Genomic DNA, 15839 nt, shown 5'->3' on the forward strand with positions numbered 1-15839 from the left:
CCCCCCCCCCCCCCCCCCCCCCCCCCCCCCCCCCCCCCCCCCCCCCCCCCCCCCCCCCCCCCCCCCCCCCCCCCCCCCCCCCCCCCCCCCCCCGCGTTCCGTCCGCCGCACCGCCCTGCCGCAGGCGCCTGCAACACCGCCCTGCCGAGAGCGACGTCCGTCCCGCCGGCGGCGACTTCCGTTCCGGCCCGCCGGCGTTTCTCGGCCCGCCGTCAGCCGGCTATCCGGCTCCGGGGCGCCGCGACCCGGGCCGCCTCGCGCAGTTCCGCGTCCCGGCGGCGGCGCCGGGCCAGCACCACCCGCCGCTCGGCGGCCGTCAGGCCGCCCCAGACCCCGTACGGCTCCGGCTGCGCCAGGGCGTGCTCACGGCACTCCAGCAGCACCGGGCAGCGGGCGCACACCTGCTTGGCCTGCTCCTCCCGCGACAGCCTGGCCGCCGTCGGCTCTTTCGACGGCGCGAAGAACAGCCCCACCTCGTCCCGCCGACAGGCCGCACCGGTGTGCCACGGGTTGTCCTCCCCCGCGGCGGCGCCCGCCGCGCCCCCGACCGGGCCGCCCGGGGGCTGCGGCTGCGGACGGACGGCCGGACGGCGCTCCAGCAACCGGGCGGGGGCGACTGGCGAGGTGGGGCGGGACTCGATCGGATGCAGCACGGCCGTACTCCTGACGAGGCTCGGACACGGGGGAACCTCGCTCCGCTGCCCGGCTGCGAGCCCCCGCTGGTCCAACCCCGGACCGGCCGCTGGGCCGCCTCCGGTGCGCAGCCGTACAAGAAGCGATGTGCGGGATGACCTACCCCACCCGGCTGCGATTCATGCACACTGCACGCAATCGACTACGGAGTGCACCGACCCAACGGCGAACGCCCGGCCGGGAGTTGATTGCCGTCCGGGCATTCCACCGGCGAATTCCGGTCAGTTGGTGCCGAGTTGCTTGCGGACCCACTCCTTGAGCTTCTTGCCCTGGCGCGGCTTGGCGTTGCAACCGCCGAACAGCGCAACGCCCTTGACCCGCACGACCGGAGCGTACGGGTCCGCCGCGGTCTGCTCGCGGACGTCGAACCCGCCGAAGATGCCGACCCCGGAGCCGTGCAGGCTCACGTTCTCCGGCACCCGGATCTCGACCCCGCCGAAGATCGCCGTGACGGTGATCTCCACCTCGGGGGACTCGAACACCGCGTCGCTCAGGTCGATCTCCACCCCGCCGAACACGGTGAAGGCCGTCACGTGGGAGCCGACCCGCCAGCGGCCCTTGCGGGCGGCGCCGCCGAAGATCGCCACCACCGACGGCGCCTCCTGGCGCGCGGGCGGCAGCGGCGTCGGCGCGGGGGCCGGCGCCGGGGCGTCCAGCGGCCGCTTCTCGAAGGAGAGCGGGCGGTGGGTGGGCAGGTCCCGGGTCAGCGGCACCAGGTCGCCGAAGGTCTTGGCGGCGTACGCGGCCTCGATCCGCTCGGCGTGCTCGTCCGCGTCCAGCCGGCCCTCGGCGTAGGCGTCCCGCAGCAGCTCGGCGACCCGCTCGCGGTCGGCGTCCGAGACGCGCAGCTCCGCCTCCGCCACCGGGGTGTACGAGGGCTGCGGCTTCGCCTCGGGCTCGGGGCGGGGCGTGAGTTCGGCTTCGGTCATCGGTACGGGGGCCGGCACCGGCGGCTGCCCCGGGTGGTCCTGCGACGGCGAGTTGTCCACGGGCCAAGCCTAGTCGGTCGCACTGGCGCCCGAGTGAGCCCCGTCACGCAAGGCCGACCTGTCCGCATGCGCGCGATCGGCGGGTCCTACCCTGGATGGTGCTTCGCCGACGCAGCCGGATCACTGGACACCTAAGGACCGCCCCGATGGCTCCCACGCCAGACTTCGAGTACAGCGACCTGCTCCCCCTGGGCGCTGACCCGACCCCGTACCGCAAGCTGACCTCCGAGGGCGTCTCCACCTTCGAGGCCGGCGGTCGCACCTTCCTCCAGGTCGAGCCCGAGGCGCTGCGGCTGCTCACCGCCGAGGCGATGCACGACATCTCCCACTACCTGCGCCCCGCGCACCTCGCCCAGCTGCGGCGCATCCTGGACGACCCGGAGGCCAGCCCGAACGACCGCTTCGTGGCGCTCGACCTGCTGAAGAACGTCAACATCTCGGCCGGCGGCATCCTCCCGATGTGTCAGGACACCGGCACCGCGATCGTCATGGGCAAGCGCGGCCAGAACGTGCTGACCCGGGGCGGCGACGAGTCCGCCATCGCGCGCGGCGTCTACGACGCGTACACCAAGCTCAACCTGCGCTACTCCCAGATGGCCCCGGTGACCATGTGGGACGAGAAGAACACCGGCAACAACCTGCCGGCCCAGATCGAGCTGTACGCCACCGACGGCGACGCGTACAAGTTCCTGTTCATGGCCAAGGGCGGCGGCTCCGCCAACAAGTCGTACCTGTACCAGGAGACCAAGGCGATCCTGAACGAGGCGAGCATGCTCTCGTTCCTGGAGCAGAAGATCCGCTCGCTCGGCACCGCCGCCTGCCCGCCGTACCACCTGGCCATCGTGATCGGCGGCACCAGCGCCGAGTTCGCGCTCAAGACCGCCAAGTACGCCTCGGCGCACTACCTGGACAACCTGCCGACCTCCGGCGACGCCAGGACCGGCCACGGCTTCCGGGACCTGGAGCTGGAGGCCAAGGTCACCGAGCTGACCCAGAAGATCGGCATCGGCGCCCAGTTCGGCGGCAAGTACTTCTGCCACGACGTGCGCGTGGTCCGCCTGCCGCGGCACGGCGCCTCGCTGCCCGTCGCGATGGCCGTCTCCTGCTCCGCCGACCGCCAGGCGCTCGGCAAGATCACCGCCGAGGGCGTCTTCCTGGAGCAGTTGGAGACCGACCCGGCCAAGTACCTGCCGGACACCACCGACGAGCACCTGGACGACGACGTGGTGCGGATCGACCTCGACCAGCCGATGTCCGCGATCCGCGCCGAGCTCTCCAAGTACCCGGTGAAGACCCGGCTCTCGCTCACCGGCACCCTGGTCGTGGCCCGCGACATCGCCCACGCCAAGATCAAGGAGCGCCTGGACGCCGGCGAGGGCATGCCCAAGTACCTCCAGGACCACCCGGTCTACTACGCCGGCCCGGCCAAGACGCCCGAGGGCTACGCCTCCGGCTCGTTCGGCCCGACCACGGCCGGGCGGATGGACTCCTACGTCGACCAGTTCCAGGCCGCCGGCGGCTCGATGGTCATGCTCGCCAAGGGCAACCGCAGCAAGCAGGTCACCGACGCCTGCGCCCGGCACGGCGGCTTCTACCTCGGCTCCATCGGCGGCCCGGCCGCCCGCCTCGCCCAGGACTGCATCAAGAAGGTCGAGGTGCTGGAGTACGCCGAGCTCGGCATGGAGGCCGTCTGGCGCATCGAGGTCGAGGACTTCCCGGCCTTCATCGTCGTCGACGACAAGGGCAACGACTTCTTCCGTGAGACCACGGAAGGCCCGCTGATCACCAACCTTCGGGTCCGCTCCAAGGAGTAGCCCGCCCCGCCCGCGCGCAGCCGCCCCGGTCGCTGGAATCCGAGCCCGCGCCCGGGGCGGTCCCTCGAGCCGAGGAAGGTGAAGGCCTCCAGGCCCGGCACCGCCACCGGGAGCCGGAGCCGGCCCGGGCGGCGCTACGCGTCGAAGTCGTACTCGAGGACGTAGGAGGCGGCGTCGAGGATCATCTCGTTGAGTTCGACGACCTGGCCCTCGTCGGCGAAGGCGGTGCGGCAGATCAGGATGACCGGGGTGCCGGCGGAGAGGTCGAGGCGGCTCGACTCCTCGGCGCTGGGCATGCGGGAGCGGACCTCCTCGCGGAAGTGAACGGGCTTGGCGCCGATCTCGGCGAGCCGGGCGTAGGTGCCGCCGGGGCCGGTGTCCTCCCGGGTGATGGCGGTGCCGGCGACCAGGACGGCGGGCAGGTACGAGGTGGAGAGCAGCACCGGCTTGCCGTCCAGTACGAATCGGCGGTGCCGCACGCACATCGGCAGGCCGGGGTCCACCCCGAGCACCCGGGCGACGTGCTCCGGCGCGCCCCGCTCGGTGACGGAGACCTGGTCGACCACCAGGCTGCGGTTGTCGATGTCCGCGGACCATATCGACCGGCCGGAGCCCCACTGACCCTGCGCCAGCCGCTGGATGCCGCGCCGGCGCAGCGGCCGGAACTCCCGGACGAACACCCCCGCGCCCCGGCGGGCCTCCGCGATGCCCTCGCTCTGCAGCACGCCGAGCGCCTGACGGGCGGTCATCCGGGCGACGCCGTACTCGTCCATCAGGTCGTTCTCGCCGGGCAGCCGGTCACCGGCGCGGTAGCGGCCGCCGTCGATGGCCGCCTTCAGGGAGTCGGCGATCCGCTGGTACTTGGGCTGTTTATCGCCACTGCTGCCGCTCATCGCCGCTCCCTCTCCTCTGACAATCCTAGGGGCGCCCGCGGTCGCCGGTAAGGCCGGTAAGGAGATACGACCGTTGACATCTCTAGAGATATTAGCTTCTCTAGAGATGCTGGCCAGTCGCCTACCAGAGCGAGGAGCAGCACGGTGAGCACCCGACAGCACGACACCGAGGCCTACCGGCCACAGGTGGGCCAACTCGTCCTCGACCGCAGGACCGGACGCACCGGCGTCTACATGGGCACCATCGGCGGCGAGCACTACCTGCGCCCGGAGGGCGGCGGCCGCGAATGGACCGCCGAGCCGAACCACGTCTCACCCGTCCCCGAGCCCCGCGATTCAGCTGATTGAGATCGGCGCCGGAATTGCGGTGAAACCCACGCAAACCCTGGCATTCGGCCCGGGTAATCCCCCGCTGAATCCCCAATTCCGGAACGCCGCACCCCCGCCGCGGGCACGTTACGGATAACGCCGGTCACCATGCGTGCACCAGCAGCGGGAATCGGCCACCCGGTGCACCCGCACACGAATTGGCACGCACATAACCAGCAGCGCCCCGCGCCCGGACGGGGGCGCGGGACACACGGGCGGAACGGCTTACGGGTGGCCGCCGATGACGCTCTCCGGCCGGTACGGACCGCCCGGTTCACCGGTGGCCGGCGCGGAGTCGTCCACGTGCTCGTCGCCGAACAGGTCGTTCTCCAGCTCGGCCTTCTGCGCGTCGGTCGGAGCGGTGTACTCGGTCGGGTTCGAGGGCGCGGCCACGGCGCCCTCGACAGCCTTGCCCGCCTCCACAGCGGCGGCCGGAACCTCCGACGTCGCCACATTCTCGGGCGTCGCCGGCACCGGGGTCTCGCTCTGGTCGTTGGCCATTGGGCGGCCGCCTTTCGGTCATCAAATGTGTCCAGCCCGACCTCCGTGGCGCGGGCGCGCGGACAGTATCGTAGGGTTGATTAAATGTCCGATAAACATCGTGCGGCTTGCGGTGCCGTCCGGCAGAGTCGGGCGCCCGCCTAAGCTGAACCGCCACGGCGGACCGCCGAGCGCCCTTCGCGGAATCGACACCACAGGCCATCGGGGGACTTCATGGAGTTTCGGGAGACGCCGCAGGCCCCTGCGCTGCGCTTCCAAGTCCTCGGTCCGGTCCAGGCCTGGCTCGACGGCAAACCCCTGTCGCTCGGCTCTCCCCAGCAGCAAGCGGTCCTGACCACCCTTCTGCTGCACTCCGGACGCCCGGTCACCACCCAGGACCTGGTCGACGCGCTCTGGGGCGACCGCCCTCCCACCCAGGCGGTGGCCGCGCTGCGCACCTACGTCTCCCGGCTGCGCTCCGTCATCGAGCCCCGGCGGGAGGTGCGCCGGCCCGCCGAACTGCTGGTCTCGGTCGCCGACGGCTACGCCCTGCGCATCCCCGGCGAGTCCCTCGACCTGGCGGTCTTCGAACGGCTCTCCAACGAGGCCGCGGCCGCCCGCGCCTCGGGCGACAAGCGCGAGGCGCACCGGCTGCTGGCACGGGCGCTCGACCTGTTCACCGGCCGTCCGCTCACCGGCGTCCCCGGGCCCTACGCCGACGCCCAGCGGCTGCGGCTGGCCGAACGCCAGATCGCCGCCGCCGAGGAGCTGTGCGCCGCCGCCCTCGACATCGGCCTGCACGCCGAGATCGTCGGGGACCTCAACAACCTGACGGCCGAACACCCGCTGCGCGAGCGGCTGCGCGAGCTGCTAATGCTGGCGCTGTACCGCTGCGGACGCCAGGCGGAGGCGCTCGGCGTCTACACCGACACCCGCAAGCTGCTGATCGAGGAGCTCGGGGTCGAACCGGGCGCGGGCCTGTCCGCGATGCACACCCGCATCCTCGCCGCCGACCCGGAGCTCGTCCTCCCCGTCGCGCCCGCCCGGGCCGCCCGGGCCGCCCGCGAGGACGGCCCTGCCGCGCCACCCCCTCCCGCCCAACTCCCGGCCGACGTATCGGACTTCAGCGGACGCACCGAGCTGGTGAACGACCTCTCGACCGTCCTGATGAACGCCACCGGCCAGGCCGTGGTGGTGACCTCGCTGGCCGGCATCGGCGGGGTCGGCAAGACGACCCTCGCGGTCCACGTCGCCCACCGTGTCCGCTCCGAGTTCCCGGACGGGCAGCTCTACGTCGACCTGCGCGGGGCCGGCGCCTCACCGGCCGACCCGGTGGTCGTGCTGGGCGACTTCCTGCACGCGCTCGGCGTCACCGACGCCCCCGACTCGCTCGAACAGCGCGCCGCCCTCTACCGTTCCCTGCTCGCCAACCGCCGGATGCTGATCCTGCTCGACAACGCGCGCGACGCGGACCAGATCCAGCCGCTCATCCCCGGGGTCTCCGGCTGCGCGGTGCTCGCCACCAGCCGCTCCCGGCTGGCCGACATCCCCGGCGCCCAGCTGTTCGACGTCGAGGAGCTGACCCCGGCCGAGGCACTGGCACTGTTCTCGGCCATCGTCGGCGAACAGCGGGTCATCGCCGAACCGGAGGCGGCCATGAAGGTCGTCGCCGCCTGCGGCTTCCTGCCGCTGGCCGTCCGCATCGCCGCCGCCCGGCTGGCCGGCAGGCCGCGCTGGAGCGTCTCCGACCTGGCCAGTCGGTTAGCCGACCAGCGCCGGCGGCTGGACGAACTCCAGCTGGGCAACCTCGCCGTGGAGACCACCATCGGGCTCGGCTACGGACAGCTGTCCGCGGCCGAGGCCCGTGCCTTTCGGCTGCTCGCCCTGATCGACTCCCCCGACATCCCGCTGGCGGCGGCGGCCGCGCTGCTCGGGGTGGACGAGTTCACCGCCGAGGACCTCGCGGAGGCGCTGGTCGAGGCGAACATGCTGGAGTGCTTCACCCCCGGCCGCTACCGCTACCACGATCTGCTCCGGCTGTACGCCCAGCGGCAGAACGAGCGGATCGGCGACACCGAGGAGCAGGAGCGGGCGGTGCTGCGGCTGCTCGACCTGCTGATCCCGACCGTCCGCAACGCGGCCCAGGTCATCGAGCCGGACGACCCGCTGCCCGAACTGCTCACCCCGCTCACCTCGCCGGGGCTCGACCTGCCGACCAGCCGGGCCGCCGGGGACTGGCTCCGGACCGAAGGCTCCCTGCTGCTCAGTGCCGTCGAGGCCGCCGCCGGTGGCCCCGGCACCCTGCAGCGAGCGGCCGTCGACCTGCTGAACTACCTGTTCAGCATCGACCCGGACCCGACCCGCGGCCCGCGCCTCCTGCCGGTCCTGCAGGCCATCGGCGAGGACGCCCAGCGCCGTGACGACTCGGACGGGATCGCCCGGGTGTACTTCGCTCTCGGCACCCTCCAGTCCATCACCAGCGACTTCCACGGGTCGGAGCAGTCCTTCCGCAGGAGTCTGAGCCACCAGACGGCGGACGAGCCGACCGTGCTGCTGCTGGCCACCGCGAACATGCTCGGCGTGATCCTGAGCGTCGGCAACCGCCCGGCCGAGGCGCTGCCGTTCCTGGAACAGGGCCGCGCCATCAACCGGCAGGTCGGTACGTCGATCGGCGAGGCCCGGATCGTCAGCAACATGGCCCGGGTGCAGCACCGGCTCGGCATGACCGAGACGGCCGTCCAGTCCGCCGGCGAGGGTGTCGCCGCCGCCCGGGCGTCCGACAACGGTCCCCTGCTCGCCCAGACGCTCTACCAGCTCGGCGTGGTGCTCTCCACCGCCGAGGCCGTCCCGCACCTGCGCGAGGCCCACCAGCTGTTCCAGTCCCAGCAGAACGCGCTCTGGGAGGGCTACGCCCTGGCCCGCCTGGCCTCCGCGCTACTCGCCGCGGGACAGCCCGGCGAGGCCGCCGAAGCAGCCGGCGCGTCGCTCGCGATCGGGCAGGACATGGGCTCCGCCTACTGCCAGGGCCTGGCCAACGCCGCCCTGGGCGAGGCGCTGCTCGCGCTGGCCCAGCCGGCCCGCGGGCTGGCCTGCCTCCAGGAGGCGCACTCGATCTTCACGAGGCTCGGTGTGCCGGAGGCCTCCCCCGTGGCGGACCTCATCTCGCGACAGCACACCGAGCCCGTCTCCTCTCCCCCCGCGCCGTAAGGCGCCCGCCCCCCGGCGGAGCACCTCCCCCGTTCGCGCTCGGCGCTCCCGCAGCCCCCCGGCTGCGGGAGCGCCCTCAACGCTTCCCCGGCGCTGGACACCACTGTGCACCGCGCCGATTGACGTTCGATAAACGTCCGATAGTCAGCCTGCGGACCGGCGAAACCACAGGTCAGGACCACCACCCCGGCGCGCCGCGCGGCGTGCGGGGTCCGTCTCACCACCCGCGCCCGCACCGCAGTGCTTCCGCGCAACCGGTCCAGATCGGCCCATGCATGACGAGTTGGCTGGAAACGGACCCCATCGCGCAGTGATCGCGCATATTCTCAGATGCCAGTACGCACACGAGTGTCCGCCGACGACGTGTCGGGGTGCAGTCCGTCCGTGTGGTGCGGGGAGCGTGACGTACCGCCACCGGCAGCCGCCCGCGAGGCTGCGGAGGAGCCGACCGGAGGCCACGGGTGGAAGGGTGCCTCTCAACGTGACGACCGGACAGATATCCGACTCGTTCCCGGTCGGCGAGGACGCCGACGACGACGGACCCGACGTACGGCGGCGGCGCGCGACGCGGGCCCTCCAGGCCGTCGCCTTCGACACCATCGGCGCGGGGTACGGTGAGGCCTTCCCCGCCAAGGACGGGCAGCTGGAGTGCGGGAAGCGCCTGCTCGCCGGCCTCGAACCCGGGGCCCGGGTGCTGGACGTGGGCTGCGGAACCGGCGAACCGACCGTCCGGCAGCTGACCGCCGGCGGCCTGCGGGTGACGGCGATGGACCTCTCGGACGTGATGCTCGACCTGGCCCGCCGCACGCCCCACCCCGGGCCGTACCAGCCCGATTTCCATCGGATCGACCTGTACGATCTGGCCACCCGGCGCGCCGACCGGGTCTGGGGCGTCCCCGGGCTCGGCCCGGAGGGTCACGGCACCTTCGCCGCCGTCACCGCGTTCTTCTCCCTGATCCTGCTGCCCCTGGACGAGATCCCGGTCGTCCTGGGTCGCCTGCGCGAACTCCTGCGGCCGGGCGGACTCCTGGCGCTCGGTATGGTCGAGGCGGACCTGGATCACGTTCCGCTTCCGTTCCTTGGCAGAGAGCTGCGAATCAGTGGGTATCTGCGGGAGGATCTGGAACGGGTTCTTGCCGCTGCCGGCTTCGCCGTCGAGGATTCCTCGGGGCGTCCGTACGCGCCGGCCAGCACCACGCTGCCGCCGGAGGAACAGCTGTTCCTGTGCTGTCGACGCGTCGGCTGACCGACCGCTCGACCAGCACCACCGCCCACCAGCACCACCGCCGATCAGCACCAGCACCCACCAGCACACCCGTCGAACCAGCACACCCTCGCCCAGCCCCCACCGTCCAGCCCGCCCACCGACCACACCGAATCCAGGACAGGCAGCCGTGCGCGACCAGCTCAAGACCGAGGCGGAGCAGCCGCCCGCCGTCCCGGGCCAGCGCCGCCGCGTCCCGGCCCGGGCACAGGCCCCCGCGAAGCCGCCGACGGCACGGCCGGGACGCCTCGAGGTGGCCGACCGCCTCGCCTACCTCGACGCGGCGACCCGCCGGATCAACAGCGCCCTCGACCTGTCCGCGACCCTGCGCAACATCGGCCGGGTGCTGGTGCCGACCCTCGCCGACGCGGCCGTGGTGCACCTGCGCGACCCGCTGCCCAACGTCGAGCGCGAGCCCGGCTTCCCGGACGAGCTGCGGATCCACCACAGCACCGGCACCCGGATCGGCCGCCGCGGCCGCAAGGGCGGCGCGGACGACCGGCACCGCTCCCGGTACGGCTCCCGCTCCACCGCCGACCCCGGCCCGGCCGTCCCCGTCACCCGCGGCGGCGCGCTCGCGCACACCCTGCTGAGCCGCCGCCCCGCCGAGTCCGCGGTCCTCGGCACGCCCGCCGCCGAGCGCACCGAGGCGCTGCTGCGCGAGGTGTACGGCAGCCGCGGGCTGGCCCGGCTGGCCGCCGGCACCTCCGTCCTGGCGCTGCCGCTGCGCGGCCGCAAGGCCGTGCTGGGGCTGCTGGTGCTGATCCGCCGCCCCCCTGAACGCACCGGCCGCCCGGCCTTCGACACGGCCGACACCGCGACCGCCGCCCACCTGGCCACCCAGGCCGGGCTGGCGGTGGACACCGCACTGCGGTACGCCCGCGAGTGGGAGATAGCCAACGAACTCCAGCGCAGCATGCTGCCGTTGCGGCTGCCGCAGCCGCACGGCGTCCGGCTCGCCCAGCGCTACCTGCCCGGGGAGCGCGGCGCGCAGGTCGGCGGGGACTGGTACGACGCGGTGCCGCTGCCCGGCAACCGGGTCGCCCTGATCGTCGGCGACGTGATGGGCCACTCGCTCACCTCGGCCGCCATCATGGGCCAACTGCGCACCAGCGCGCAGACCTTGGCCGCCCTCGACCTACCGCCGCACGAGGTGCTCTACCACCTGGACGAGCAGGCCCAGCGGCTCGGCCGCGAACAGCACCTGGCTACCTGCGTGTACGCGGTGTACGACCCGATCGCCAACCGGGTGGTGCTGGCCAACGCCGGCCACGTCCCGCCGGTGCTGGTCCGCCCGGACGGCACGGCCGAGTTGGTGGAGCTGGACTCGGGGGCGCCGATCGGGGTCGGCGGGGTGGACTTCAGCTCCGTCGAGCTGCCCGCGCCGCCCGGCTCGGCGCTGCTGCTGTTCACCGACGGCCTGGTGGAGACCCGAAGCCGTCCGATCAGCGACGGCCTGGAGGTGCTCCGGGCCAGGATCGCCGCCGCCCGCTGGCAGTCCCCCGAGCAGTTGTGCCAGGAGGCGCTGCGGATCCTGCCGCCCGGGGACCGCGGCGACGACATCGCCCTGCTGGGCGCCTGCTTCGACGGCATCCCGGCCGGGGACGTCGCGCACTGGTACCTGCAGCCGCGCAACGAGACGCCGGGCCGGGCGCGCCGGCTGGCCGCGCACACGCTGCGCCGCTGGGGGCTGGACGAGCTGAGCGGGGCGACCGAGCTGATGGTCAGCGAGCTGGTGACCAACGCCGTCCAGCACGCGACCAGGCCGATCACCCTGAGCCTGGTGCGCACCACCCGGCTGCGCTGCGAGGTCGGCGACGACAGCCCGCTGCTGCCGCGCCCGCGCCGTACCGGCCCGGAGGACGAACGCGGGCGTGGGCTGCAGATAGTGGCCCGGTGCGCGGACCGCTGGGGCGCCACCCGGCTGGGCACCGGCAAGGTGGTCTGGTTCGAGCAGCGGCTGCCCCGGTAGCCGTCCGCCCGGCGGGGAGGATCACCGGGCGCGTGCGCCGGCCCGCAGCGCTCGGCGGCCGGCAGAGCGCCGCCCGCCCGCACTCGGCGGGCCGTCACACTCCGGCGGACTCCTTCGCCGGCTGCCGCTCGAGCCCGGCGATCAGCTGCTCGCCCTCCATGTCGACCTTCGGCACGACCTTCTCCAACCGCTTCGGGAACCACCAGGCCGCCGCGCCGAACAGTGCCATCGCGGCCGGCACCAGCGCCATCCGCACCACGAAGGCGTCCACCAGCACGCCCACCGCGAGGGCGAAACCGATCGGCTGGACGATCGGATCGTGGCCGAGGACGAAGGCGCCGAACACCGAGATCATGATCAGCGCGGCCGCGGTCACCACCCGGGCGCCGCCCTTCACCCCGCCGACGACCGCCTCGCGCGGCTCCCTGCCGTGCACGTACTGCTCCTTCATCCCGGAGACCAGGAACAGCTCGTAGTCCATCGCCAGCCCGAACAGGACGCCGATCAGCAGGATCGGCACGAAGCTGACCACCGGGCCGACCTTCGGCACGTCGATCAGGCCGTCCAGCCAGCCCCACTGGTAGACGGCGACCACCGCGCCGAGCGAGGCCCCGATGCTGAGCAGGAAGCCGAGCACCGCCTTGAGCGGCACCAGCACCGAGCGGAAGGCGAGCGCCAGCAGCACCAGGGCGATGCCGACGATCACGGCGATGAACGGCGGCAGGGCCTGGCCGAGCTTGGTGGAGACGTCGATGTTGGCGGCCGTGGTGCCGGTGACGGCGATGTCCGCGCCGGTCGCCGACCGGAGCTCGGCGCGCCGGCCGCGGATCGCGTCGACCAGCGCCTTGGTGTCCGCGTGGTCGGGGCCGGTCCGCGGGATGACGGGCACCAGGGCCGTCCCACCCGTCCGGTCGACCTGCGGCGGCAGCAGCGTCGCGACGCCCTCCAGCGTCTGCAGCCTGCCGGCCACGGCCTGCACCGCCTGCTCGGGCCGCGGGGCGCCGTGGGCGTCCACGACGACCACCAGCGGGGCGTTGAAGCCGGGCCCGAAGTGGTCGCTGACCAGGTCGTACGCCGTGCGGGCGTCCGTTCCCACGGCCTGCGAACCGCCGCCGGGCAGGCCGAGGTCGAGGCTCGCGGCGGGCACCGCGAGGGTGCCCAGTCCGGCCAGGCCGACCAGCAGCACCGGCAGCGGGCGGCGGACCACGAAGCGGGCCCAGCGCTCGCCCAGGGTGGTCGTGCCACCGGCGGCCGGTGCCCGCTTCCACACCGGCAGCCGGTCGATCGCGCGGCCGACGAAGCCGAGCACCGCGGGCAGCAGGGTGATCGCGACCAGGACGGCCACCACCACGGCTCCGGAGGCGGCCAGCCCCATCACGGTGAGGAACGGGACGCCGGCCACGGCGAGTCCGGCGAGCGCGACGACGACGGTCAGCCCGGCGAAGACCACGGCACTGCCGGCGGTCGCGGTGGCGCGGGCGGCGGCCTCCTCGGGCTCCAGGCCCTCGTGGAGGTGGCGGCGGTGCCGGAAGAGGATGAACAGCGCGTAGTCGATGCCGACGGCGAGGCCGACCATCAGGGCCAGTACCGGCGCGGTGGTGATGATCTCGAAGCTGCCGGAGAGCGCGAGCAGGGCGGCCATGGCCACGCCGACGCCGACCAGCGCGGTGAGCAGCGGTAGTCCGGCGGCCACCAGGGTGCCCAGGGTGATCACCAGCACCGCCCCGGCCACCACCAGGCCGATCGCCTCGGTGCCGCCTTCGACCTGGGCCAGCCTGTTGTACGCGTCGCCGCCGAAGGCCACCTCCAGGCCGGCCGCGCGGGCCGGTTCGGCGGCGGCCCGCACGGCCTCGCGCTGCTGGTCGGTGACGTCCGCGAGCTTGCGGTCGAAGGAGACCAGCGCGATCGCGGCCTTCCCGTCCGGGGAGACGGCGCCGGCGGCGTACGGGTCGGGCACCGCGGCCACGCCGGGGACGCGGGCGATCCGGCCGACGGCCTCGCCGACCGCTCCTTCGGTCGCGGGCGTCCTGATGCCGCCGGGGTCCTTGACGGCGAAGACGACCTGGGCGGAGCCGTGGCCCTGTGCGGGGAAGGTGCCCTTGATCGTGTCCAGGGTGCTCTGCGCCTCGGTGCCGGGCACCTTGAACTCGTCGCTGGTCTTGCCGGCGAAGGCCCCCGCGGCCCCGCCGACCGCGATCAGCAGGGCGATCCAGACGGCCAGTACGGCGCGCCTTCTCCGGAAGCAGTAGCGGCCCAGCCGGTACAGGTGGGTGGCCATGGGTTCCCTCGGTCGTCTCGTGGGACAGGCGGCTGCCTGAGTGGACGGCTCCCACCGTAGACCCAAGTTTGTCGAGTGACAAAGTTGCCCGACAGATTCGAGCGACAAAGTTGCTCGACCATGGCGCTACCCTGGCTGAATGGCTCATGTCCCCGCCTCCGAACGCCGACCGCAACTGGTCCAGGCCGCGATCGACCTGATGACCCGGGAAGGAATCGCCGCCGGCAGCACCCGCGCGATCGCGGCCGAGCTGGGCGTGGCACAGGCGACGGTGCACTACACCTTCGGCACCAAGAAGGACCTCTACCGGGCCGTCGTCGAGCAGTTGAAGGCCGACTTCGTCAGCCAGGTGCGCGCCGCCTCGCCCGGGGACGGCCCGTTCGGCGAGCAGGTCCGCACCCTCGTGCACGCGCTCTGGGAGGCCACCACCGGCGAGCACGGCCGGTGCGTACTGCTGAGCGAGTTCGGAGCGCTGGCGATGCGTGACCCGGACCTGCGGGAGATCATGCTCGGGCTGCAGCTCGACATCGAGGGCACCGCCACCGAGATGCTCACCGCCCTCGCGGCCGCCCACGGCCTCACCCTGGCCAGGCCCGCCCGGGAGATCGCCGTCCTCTTCCTCAGCGGTTTCGACGGCCTGACGACCCGCCACCTCACCGTTCGCCGGCCAGGCGACCAGCCCGACCCGGCCACCCTGGAGGCGCTGGACCTCCTGGTCGCGACGATGGTCGGGCTCTGCCTGGGCGCCCCGGCGGCCGCCTAGGGTCCGACCGCGGCAGCACCGCCCCGGTTCGGATCCGGCCGGTGGGCCCTGACCCCGAACGGTCAGGAGACGATGCGCACCGGCAGTTCGGCCAACACCTCGCGCAGCGCGGCCGCGAAGCGCTCGTACTCCGCGCTGCGCGGCGAGCCCGGTCGGGTGGCCAGCCCGATCCGGCGCCCGGGGGCCGGTGCCGCGAAGCGGACGGCGGCCAGCCGGTCGGTGCGGCCCGCCTCGACGTCCAGCGCGGTCGCGGGCAGCAGGGTCACCCCGAGGCCCCCGGCGACCAGTTGGACCAGGGTGGACAGTCCGGCGGCGCGGGTGGTGGAGCCCGCCGGGTCGGTGCCGACCTCGCGGCAGATGTCCAGCGCCTGGTCCCGCAGGCAGTGGCCCTCCTCCAGCAGCAGCACGTCCAGGTCGAGCAGCACGTCGCGCGGGACGTCGGTCCGCCCGGCGAGCGGGTGCCCGGCGGGGGCGACCAGCACGAAGTCCTCGTCGAACAGCGGGATGTCCCGGGTCGGCGGGGCCCCGCCGGCCGGCAGCGCGAGCAGCAGCACGTCCAGGCGCCCGGCGGCCAGCCCCTCCAGCAGCGAGGGGGTGCGCTCCTCGTGGACGTGCAGCTCCAGCTCCGGGAACCGGTCGCGGGCCAGCTTCAGCACCAGCGGCAGCAGGTACGGCGCCACCGTCGGGATCACCCCCAGGTGCAGCGGCCCGGTGAACGGCCGGCGGGCGGCCTCCACCTCCTCGGTCAGCGCCTGCAGTGAGGCCAGCACCCGACGGGCGTGCCGGTGCACCCGCTCCCCCAGCGGGGTGACGATCACCTTGCGCGTCGTACGCTCGACCAGTTGCACGCCCAGCGACTCCTCCAGCGCCGCCACCGCCCCGGACAGCGCCGGCTGGCTGGTCCCGGTCGCCGCGGCGGCCTCCCGGAAGTGCCGGTGCTCGGCCACCGCGACGAAGGCCCTCAGCTGGGCGACCGTGGGCGTGCGCGGGCTGCCGCGGCCTGTGGCGCTCGCCACAGCCTGCTCGGCCTTGGCGGCGGCGGACCTGCGGGCGGTGGGCCGGGGAACGGACGGTTGAGTATTGATAGCAAACTCCGATCAGACACATCGATTCTAGC

12 protein-coding genes are annotated in these 15839 nt (G+C 73.5%); 6 read left to right on the forward strand and 6 right to left on the reverse strand.

The window, feature by feature from the left end; genetic code table 11:
• Window positions 1–212 precede the first annotated feature (212 nt).
• Both ACZ4WV_RS24395 and ACZ4WV_RS24400 read right to left on the reverse strand, forming a co-directional pair.
• Entirely contained in the window at window positions 213–653 is a 441-nt protein-coding gene (locus tag ACZ4WV_RS24395) for a WhiB family transcriptional regulator (protein ID WP_465750105.1), read from the reverse strand.
• Between the two features lie 261 nt (window positions 654–914).
• Entirely contained in the window at window positions 915–1622 is a 708-nt protein-coding gene (locus ACZ4WV_RS24400) for a DUF1707 SHOCT-like domain-containing protein (protein ID WP_465750231.1), read from the reverse strand.
• Window positions 1623–1828: 206 nt separating this feature from the next.
• On the opposite strand from ACZ4WV_RS24400, the gene ACZ4WV_RS24405 reads away from it, so the two are divergent.
• Window positions 1829–3496, forward strand: coding sequence for a fumarate hydratase (locus ACZ4WV_RS24405; RefSeq protein ID WP_465750107.1), 1668 nt, complete (start codon window positions 1829–1831; stop codon window positions 3494–3496).
• Between the two features lie 134 nt (window positions 3497–3630).
• Here ACZ4WV_RS24405 and ACZ4WV_RS24410 read toward each other — a convergent pair whose 3' ends face one another.
• The gene (locus tag ACZ4WV_RS24410) at window positions 3631–4389 is read right to left on the reverse strand and encodes a GntR family transcriptional regulator (RefSeq protein WP_465750109.1); all 759 of its coding nucleotides are present in this window, start codon (window positions 4387–4389) and stop codon (window positions 3631–3633) included.
• Between the two features lie 144 nt (window positions 4390–4533).
• Between ACZ4WV_RS24410 and ACZ4WV_RS24415 the strand changes: the two genes are divergently transcribed.
• Window positions 4534–4737: a hypothetical protein gene (locus ACZ4WV_RS24415; protein WP_465750111.1), complete on the forward strand. Its 204-nt coding sequence runs from the start codon at window positions 4534–4536 to the stop codon at window positions 4735–4737.
• Window positions 4738–4983: 246 nt separating this feature from the next.
• On the opposite strand, the gene ACZ4WV_RS24420 is transcribed toward ACZ4WV_RS24415, so the two are convergent.
• Window positions 4984–5259: a hypothetical protein gene (locus tag ACZ4WV_RS24420; RefSeq protein WP_465750113.1), complete on the reverse strand. Its 276-nt coding sequence runs from the start codon at window positions 5257–5259 to the stop codon at window positions 4984–4986.
• 213 nt (window positions 5260–5472) lie between these two features.
• Here ACZ4WV_RS24420 and ACZ4WV_RS24425 point away from each other — a divergent pair, with 213 nt between their 5' ends.
• The 3 genes from ACZ4WV_RS24425 (at window position 5473) to ACZ4WV_RS24435 (ending at window position 11681) form a co-directional block, all read left to right on the forward strand.
• Window positions 5473–8445 carry an AfsR/SARP family transcriptional regulator gene (locus ACZ4WV_RS24425; RefSeq protein WP_465750115.1) on the forward strand — a complete coding sequence of 991 codons (2973 nt, stop codon included), beginning with the start codon at window positions 5473–5475 and terminating at the stop codon, window positions 8443–8445.
• A gap of 481 nt (window positions 8446–8926) precedes the next feature.
• Entirely contained in the window at window positions 8927–9691 is a 765-nt protein-coding gene (locus ACZ4WV_RS24430; protein ID WP_465750117.1) for a class I SAM-dependent methyltransferase, read from the forward strand.
• A gap of 148 nt (window positions 9692–9839) precedes the next feature.
• Window positions 9840–11681: a SpoIIE family protein phosphatase gene (locus tag ACZ4WV_RS24435; RefSeq protein WP_465750119.1), complete on the forward strand. Its 1842-nt coding sequence runs from the start codon at window positions 9840–9842 to the stop codon at window positions 11679–11681.
• Between the two features lie 94 nt (window positions 11682–11775).
• Here the strand turns inward: ACZ4WV_RS24435 and ACZ4WV_RS24440 are convergent, their stop codons facing one another.
• Window positions 11776–13959 (reverse strand): MMPL family transporter, encoded by a 2184-nt coding sequence (locus ACZ4WV_RS24440; RefSeq protein ID WP_465750121.1) that lies wholly within the window; start codon window positions 13957–13959, stop codon window positions 11776–11778.
• A gap of 139 nt (window positions 13960–14098) precedes the next feature.
• Between ACZ4WV_RS24440 and ACZ4WV_RS24445 the strand changes: the two genes are divergently transcribed.
• Complete coding sequence (locus ACZ4WV_RS24445) at window positions 14099–14722, forward strand: TetR/AcrR family transcriptional regulator (protein ID WP_465750122.1); 624 nt, start codon at window positions 14099–14101, stop codon at window positions 14720–14722.
• A gap of 62 nt (window positions 14723–14784) precedes the next feature.
• On the opposite strand, the gene ACZ4WV_RS24450 is transcribed toward ACZ4WV_RS24445, so the two are convergent.
• On the reverse strand, window positions 14785–15738 hold the full coding sequence (locus ACZ4WV_RS24450) for a LysR substrate-binding domain-containing protein (RefSeq protein ID WP_465750124.1): 954 nt from the start codon (window positions 15736–15738) through the stop codon (window positions 14785–14787).
• Between the last annotated feature and the right edge of the window lie 101 nt (window positions 15739–15839).

The organism is Kitasatospora sp. NPDC029312 (genome assembly GCF_055569215.1).